This window comes from Richelia sinica FACHB-800 (genome assembly GCF_014698825.1).
Classification (GTDB): domain Bacteria; phylum Cyanobacteriota; class Cyanobacteriia; order Cyanobacteriales; family Nostocaceae; genus FACHB-800.
This window is the reverse complement of record NZ_JACJTT010000006.1, coordinates 204,046-210,045: the sequence shown is the minus strand read 5'-3', so window position 1 is coordinate 210,045 and position 6,000 is coordinate 204,046. Positions and strand designations below refer to the sequence as shown.

Here is a 6,000-nt window from a genome sequence, read left to right as displayed (position 1 = left end):
AGGAAGTTACATCCTTCTAGGTAGGATGAGGCTAGTCCGTGGGTGTACCAGGAGGTGACGAAGGTTGTCCCTGTGAGCCAACCGCCTAGTGCTAGGAAGGCGCAGGGGAATAGTAATAGCCCTGACCATCCTATGAATACGAAGCGATCGCGCTTCAACCAGTCGTCTAGTACGTCAAACCACCCTCTGCTACTCGTGGGGCGGCCTACTGCGATGGTCATCTAAGTAAAATCCTCTTTTTTACTAAAATTGCGACGTTTTTAAGGCAGATTCTTGAGTTTTGTGCCTGGGAATTTCTCCCTGGTATGACTCTTGAATCACTACCGTGAGGAATTCAACGTGTTTTTTGACACTTTTATCTACTGAACAGTAGATAGGTTTCTGAGAATTTGCTGCCGTAATTATTTGGCCATTTCTCAGGATTATGCCATTATCGGTACCATCCACTAGTAATCTAGTTTGTGGTAACTTAATGATTCTTAACTTATCACATTCATCCAGATTTGCGTGGGAGATACGCAAGTGAATTAGGTATTTAAGATATTTATTACTATCAATATCAGAAATTTAACAATCTGACACAACTTTTCTCAGAAAGATCACAACTTGCAATACAGACTCGTGAAGTGGCAGACTTTTAAGGGGAATAACTCATGGGCTAAGGTAGTTCTATGACGGCATCATCAACGATTAATAAAGGCGATAGCGTTCTCCATCAAAACGTTCTCGGTTCTCGTCGGTTTAGTAACTACTGGTGGGCCAGTATCGTCACTTTAGGAGCTTCAGGCTTTTTATTAGCTGCTATCTCCAGTTACCTCAAAGTCAATTTACTCATAGTTACTGATCCAACTCAATTAGTCTTTGTCCCCCAAGGGTTGGTTATGGGCTTATATGGCACTGCTGGTGTGTTGCTAGCCTTGTATCTATGGCTGGTCATTCTTTGGGATGTAGGCGGTGGCTATAACGAATTTAATCAAGAAACAGGTAAACTCACGGTCTTTCGGTGGGGATTTCCTGGCAAAAATCGCCGGATTGAGATAGAAAGCCGCATTCAAGATGTACAATCGGTGCGGATTTATATTAAAGAAGGTCTCAATCCTCAACGTGCATTGTATCTGCGGGTCAAGGGTAGACGGGACATCCCTCTGACTAGAGTTGGTCAGCCCTTATCTTTGTCAGACTTGGAAATTCAAGGGGCTGAGTTAGCTCGCTTTTTGGGTGTACCTTTAGAAGGTCTGTAAATTTTAAATTTTGGATTGGAGATTTTGGACGAGGGAATACCAAACATCAACCCTGCCGTTGTTTAGGGTGGATAATGAACGCAACAAGTTGATTTCATGGCTAAGATACCCTAATTGGTAGATTTCTTGCTTGGTAGCCCTAAAATCCAAAATCTGATCTGGAAAATTTCAAAAGAGAAGTTAAGATACTCTGGTTGAATCAGTAATTGGCAATGCGGTTAAAGTTTTCGCAATTTTTAGTTGCGCTGTTGATGATTGGTACTTTGATGTTGACAGGTTGCTCAACAGGTCAAAGTAGTTCTAATGCTTCTCCCACCTCGACAGCTAACCCCAATGCGGCCGAGACAAACAATCAAACGACTACTGAAACTAAACAAGTAGCAGAAACAACTACACAAGCAACTACACCAGCAAATACTAGTGAGAGTATTCCAGGAATGAAAGATTTACCACGGCTCGAAGGAAAAGCTACGGTAGTAATGACGGTAAAAGGTGCGCCAATTACGATTGAAGTGGATGGAACCAATGCACCAATTACAGCCGGAAACTTTGTAGATTTAGTTAATAAGGGTGTTTACGATGGCTTGATGTTCCATCGTGTGATTCGTGACCCCCAACCATTTGTGGCTCAAGGTGGCGATCCTCAAAGTAAAAATACCAGTGTTGCTGTCAATCGGTTAGGAACAGGCAGTTACGTTGACCCCAAAACTAATGCTATTCGCTATATTCCCCTAGAAATTAAGCCTCAGGGGGAAGCTAGTCCAATTTATAGCAAAACTTTTGAGATGGCTGGTGTAACTAAACCACCTGAGTTAAAGCATAAGCAAGGGGCGATCGCTATGGCTAGATCCCAAATGCCCGATTCTGCTTCTTCACAGTTTTATTTTGCTTTAGCTGATTTAGCTTTTCTCGATGGTAACTATGCTGTTTTTGGCTATGTCACCCAAGGCTTTGATTTAGTTAACAAAATTCAGCAGGGCGATCGCATTGATTCTGCTAAAGTTACCCAAGGATTAGAAAATTTGAAATAAGTGACAGGTGACCGAAGAGGGGTATTGACTGTTTCTATCTCCTCATCACCCTTCTCTATCATGTTCATTGACAGGGACAGAATATTAGCAAATCCTGTTTTTTCAATCCAAAATCTCAAATTCAAAATCCAAAATTGTCCCAGGTTGTTGTTACTGGTATTGGTTTAGTTTCCGCATTAGGTCAAACCCTAGAGGATAGCTGGCAAGGTTTATTAACTGGTCAGACGGGAATTAAGTTAAATCAACCATTTCCTGAACTACATCAGATTCCTCTAGGGTTGATTTCTTCCCAACCATCGGAGTTAGGTCATTTGACGCAGATGCTTGTAGCTGCTGCCTTAGCTGATGGAGAACTGGTTCCTCCTTTAGCAGATTGTGCGGTGGTGATTGGTTCTAGTCGTGGCTATCAAGCTGTTTGGGAAAATATGGCTAGGCAAATGTCTGGTCAAGATGGGCAACCAAGATTCCTAGAAAGATGGTTGGATAGTTTACCCCACATGAATGCCATGGCAGTGGCTCGTCAAATTGGTTCTGTGGGCACAGTTTTGGCACCAATGGCAGCTTGTGCTACGGGGATTTGGGCCATTGCTCAAGCAACTTTTTTAATTCAAACTGGACAATATCAAAGAGCGATCGCTGGTGCTGTGGAAGCCCCAATTACACCGCTCACAATTGCTGGTTTTCAGCAAATGGGTGCTTTAGCTAGTACGGGGGCCTATCCTTTTGACGTTCACAGGGAAGGATTAGTTTTAGGTGAAGGTGGAGCGATATTGATTCTCGAATCAGCAGCATTAGCCCAGCAACGTCAAGCCAAAATTTATGGAGAGATATTAGGTTTTGGTTTAACAGCAGATGCTTATCACCCTAATCAACCAGAACCAACAGGCAAAAGTGCGATCGCTGCTATTCAACAATGTTTGACCCGCAGTGGACTCAATCCTCAAGATATAGATTTCATTCATACTCATGGTACGGCTACTCGTTTGAATGACCACATTGAAAGTCAAATTATTGACCATCTATTTCCACCACAAGTGTCAATTTTAGCCACTAAAGGTAGCACTGGTCATACTTTGGGTGCATCGGGTGCTCTAGGAGTAGCTTTTGCCCTCAAAGCCTTACAACAGAAAACATTACCCCCTTGTGTTGGTTTGCAGCAGCCAGAGTTTGATTTGAATTTTATCTGTACACCGCAAACAACTCCTGTAGAAAAAATGCTCTGTTTCAGCTTTGGATTTGGTGGGCAAAATGCTGTTCTGGCTTGTGGTCAACCTCGGTTATAAATTTATTGGTTGGAGTGGGTAAATATGTTTAACTGCACTCACCCGTTCACCTGGTTTCATCATTAATTCGGCGAGTTTGCGGACAGCGCCAGTAGAAATACCCATAATAATTTCGTTTCTGTAGCTGAAACAGCTACCGGATGCTTGTCTGTAGGTAATCCAATAAACTTTAGGTACTTCTGTCCAAGCTAAAAGACCTTGTTCGGCATTTTCATAGTTACCCATAATTTTTCCGTTACCTTGAAGTAGATTGCAGCCTGAGAATTTAGAGTAGATATTTGGAGAGTACGGTACATTTGTGGAAAAATCGTGGAGGAGGATGTGGAAATTTCACTCCCACCATGGATGATCATCAAGGTGGAAGTGCGGAAATAAGCGATCGCTCTCTTGTGGAATTCAAGCAGCACAATAAATAGGGGCAGGTTGTGAACCTACCCCCATTGGTTCTGATATTGTCCGTCCTACGGCTGTGGCTACTGGCTTTAAACTATTGACTAAATTAGCCATATCTGCCAAGGAAAGGGCTTGACGAGCATCGGAAACGGATTTTTCTGGTACTGGGTGACATTCGATAATTAAGCCATCCGCACCACAAGCCACCGCAGCCTTAGCCACAGGTGCAATTAGTTCCCGCTTACCAACAGCATGGGAAGGATCGACAATTACGGGTAAGTGAGTGATTTGTTTCAGTGCTGCTACTGCCCCTAAATCTAAGACGTTACGGGTGTAATTATCGAAACTGCGAATCCCTCTTTCACAGAGGACGACATCAGGATTCCCGTGACTTAAAATATATTCGGCAGCCATGACAAATTCTTCAATGGTGGCTGCTAATCCCCGTTTGAGTAATATGGGTTTACCAGCTTGTCCCAAAGCCTTGAGTAAGTCGAAGTTTTGCATATTACGGCTACCTACTTGCAGCATATCCACATGGGCAGCGACAACTTCAATTTGGGAAATAGACATAACTTCTGTGACTACTGGTAAATTGTAGAGCGATCGCACCTGAGCCAAAATCGCTAAACCTTCTTCACCTAGACCTTGGAAAGCGTAGGGAGAGGTGCGTGGTTTATAAACACCACCCCGCAACCCGTGAACAGATGTAGCTGCCAATTCTTGAGCGACGGTCTCCATTTGTTCCCAACTTTCCACCGCACAGGGGCCACCAATAATCACTAATTCCTCTCCCCCGAAAGCCACTGTTTCGGAAAGTTTGACCACAGTTTGGTGATCACTATGGGATTGAGCAGCCAGTTTAGCGTTAATCATCTTTTGAGTCTCCTTACAACAAAAAACCCGGACTCTTGAGAGTTCCGGGTGCGTTCTGATTCATTCACATGACGCTATCTACCCGGAACTGAGGCTGGGCCAAAAGTAAAAGCCATAAAACCAGTTAGTTAGATAGGACATGATCGGGAAATTTTCTCCTAAAAAAACAAAAACCGCAGAGTTCGCTCTGCGGTTCACCGGGCAGTTTCCATCAGGAAACTCGATTCACCCCCGGTGAACCACCCTAAACCAAAAATAAAAATAGGAATTATTGCTGAACATTTGTGTGGCGTTGCCTAAGAAAAGTTTATAGACTTATTCACAGACGTTAACAAAAAGATTCTTGGCTGTCAAGATCCCCATCTCAGGACAAAAAGCGATAGACTCATTACAACTGTGAGAGTTACGGGTGTGCGACAGTCTAAAATAAAAGGCTCAATAACTTTTAGTTTCAGGTTTGGCACAGCTTTAGATTGTAGCTCTCTATGAGCTTTTTCAATATTGAATCTTGGATTTTTGATTTTTAATTCCGCCTAGCGGTACTCTAGCTTGTTCATGAAATTCATCTTCCAGCAGTACCAGGTTGATTATGTCCAAACCCAAAATTTTTGCTACACCTTTAAACTTTCATGAGGATTATCCTTGTCCTGTTTGTCGCATTGGTAAAATTTCCCATATGCCGATGATGGAGGCTATGTCTTGTGATTTTTGCCAGGAGATTTTTACTGTTAATCTAGAACTTCAGCAAATCAAAATGCCCTCTAGAGAACCTCCTCTCATGTGGCGGTGGAATGGTGTAAAGTGGACAGAGGCTCAGTTAGAGGGTGTAGAACTAGGCTGGGGTTATGGATTAGCAGCGATCGCGTTTGTGATTTTACCCACAGCTTTAATTGGGTTAGGAGCTTATTATTTTCCCCCTACTCCTCATGCTCCTCTCACCTGGATTCCCTATATTTGGACAATCCTAACTTTTTTGTTACATTTGTCAATTATTATTTGGATTTTTATTGAAGTTTATCAAATTCCTATTTCAGCTTATTTCCGTGCCATCACCCGGTGGAGAAATAGAGCCACTAGGTAAAATTAAAAATTACAAATTACCAGTTAAAAATAACAGTCACTCTTACTTTGTCAATATCTGAATCATCATGAATAAATACCTACCGTTTTTAGTAG

General features: G+C 42.6%; 7 protein-coding genes and 1 pseudogene. 5 read left to right on the top strand and 3 right to left on the bottom strand.

The features are described from left to right. A pseudogene (locus tag H6G73_RS07725) lies at positions 1-221 on the bottom strand (photosystem II D2 protein (photosystem q(a) protein)); the annotation flags it as partial. 450 nt (positions 222-671) lie between these two features. Here H6G73_RS07725 and H6G73_RS07720 point away from each other — a divergent pair. The 3 genes from H6G73_RS07720 (at position 672) to H6G73_RS07710 (ending at position 3,555) form a co-directional block, all read left to right on the top strand. Then, positions 672-1,241, top strand: coding sequence for a photosystem I assembly protein Ycf4 (locus H6G73_RS07720; RefSeq protein WP_190602908.1), 570 nt, complete (start codon positions 672-674; stop codon positions 1,239-1,241). A gap of 212 nt (positions 1,242-1,453) precedes the next feature. After that, a complete protein-coding gene (locus tag H6G73_RS07715; protein WP_190602906.1) occupies positions 1,454-2,272 on the top strand; it encodes a peptidylprolyl isomerase in 819 nt (272 codons plus the stop codon). Positions 2,273-2,406: 134 nt separating this feature from the next. Then, on the top strand, positions 2,407-3,555 hold the full coding sequence (locus H6G73_RS07710; RefSeq protein WP_190602904.1) for a beta-ketoacyl-ACP synthase: 1,149 nt from the start codon (positions 2,407-2,409) through the stop codon (positions 3,553-3,555). Here H6G73_RS07710 and H6G73_RS07705 read toward each other — a convergent pair. Further along, complete coding sequence (locus H6G73_RS07705) at positions 3,550-3,780, bottom strand: hypothetical protein (RefSeq protein ID WP_190602902.1); 231 nt, start codon at positions 3,778-3,780, stop codon at positions 3,550-3,552. The genes H6G73_RS07710 and H6G73_RS07705 overlap by 6 nt on opposite strands. 53 nt (positions 3,781-3,833) lie before the next feature. Here H6G73_RS07705 and H6G73_RS07700 point away from each other — a divergent pair, with 53 nt between their 5' ends. Next, complete coding sequence (locus H6G73_RS07700) at positions 3,834-3,971, top strand: hypothetical protein (protein ID WP_190602900.1); 138 nt, start codon at positions 3,834-3,836, stop codon at positions 3,969-3,971. Here the strand turns inward: H6G73_RS07700 and aroF are convergent. Continuing rightward, positions 3,952-4,824 carry a 3-deoxy-7-phosphoheptulonate synthase gene (gene aroF, locus H6G73_RS07695; protein ID WP_190602898.1) on the bottom strand — a complete coding sequence of 291 codons (873 nt, stop codon included), beginning with the start codon at positions 4,822-4,824 and terminating at the stop codon, positions 3,952-3,954. The two genes, H6G73_RS07700 and aroF, sit on opposite strands and share 20 nt — an antisense overlap. A 589-nt stretch (positions 4,825-5,413) precedes the next feature. On the opposite strand from aroF, the gene H6G73_RS07690 reads away from it, so the two are divergent. Next, positions 5,414-5,905, top strand: a complete 492-nt coding sequence (locus H6G73_RS07690; RefSeq protein ID WP_190602897.1) for a hypothetical protein — start codon at positions 5,414-5,416, stop codon at positions 5,903-5,905. The last annotated feature ends 95 nt before the right edge of the window (positions 5,906-6,000 follow it).

Coding starts and splice junctions, on each gene's coding strand:
- H6G73_RS07720 (WP_190602908.1), top strand. CDS start 672: ATGACGGCATCATCAACGATTAATAAAGGCGATAGCGTTCTCCATCAA.
- H6G73_RS07715 (WP_190602906.1), top strand. CDS start 1,454: ATGCGGTTAAAGTTTTCGCAATTTTTAGTTGCGCTGTTGATGATTGGT.
- H6G73_RS07705 (WP_190602902.1), bottom strand. CDS start 3,780: ATGGGTAACTATGAAAATGCCGAACAAGGTCTTTTAGCTTGGACAGAA.
- aroF (WP_190602898.1), bottom strand. CDS start 4,824: ATGATTAACGCTAAACTGGCTGCTCAATCCCATAGTGATCACCAAACT.
- H6G73_RS07690 (WP_190602897.1), top strand. CDS start 5,414: ATGTCCAAACCCAAAATTTTTGCTACACCTTTAAACTTTCATGAGGAT.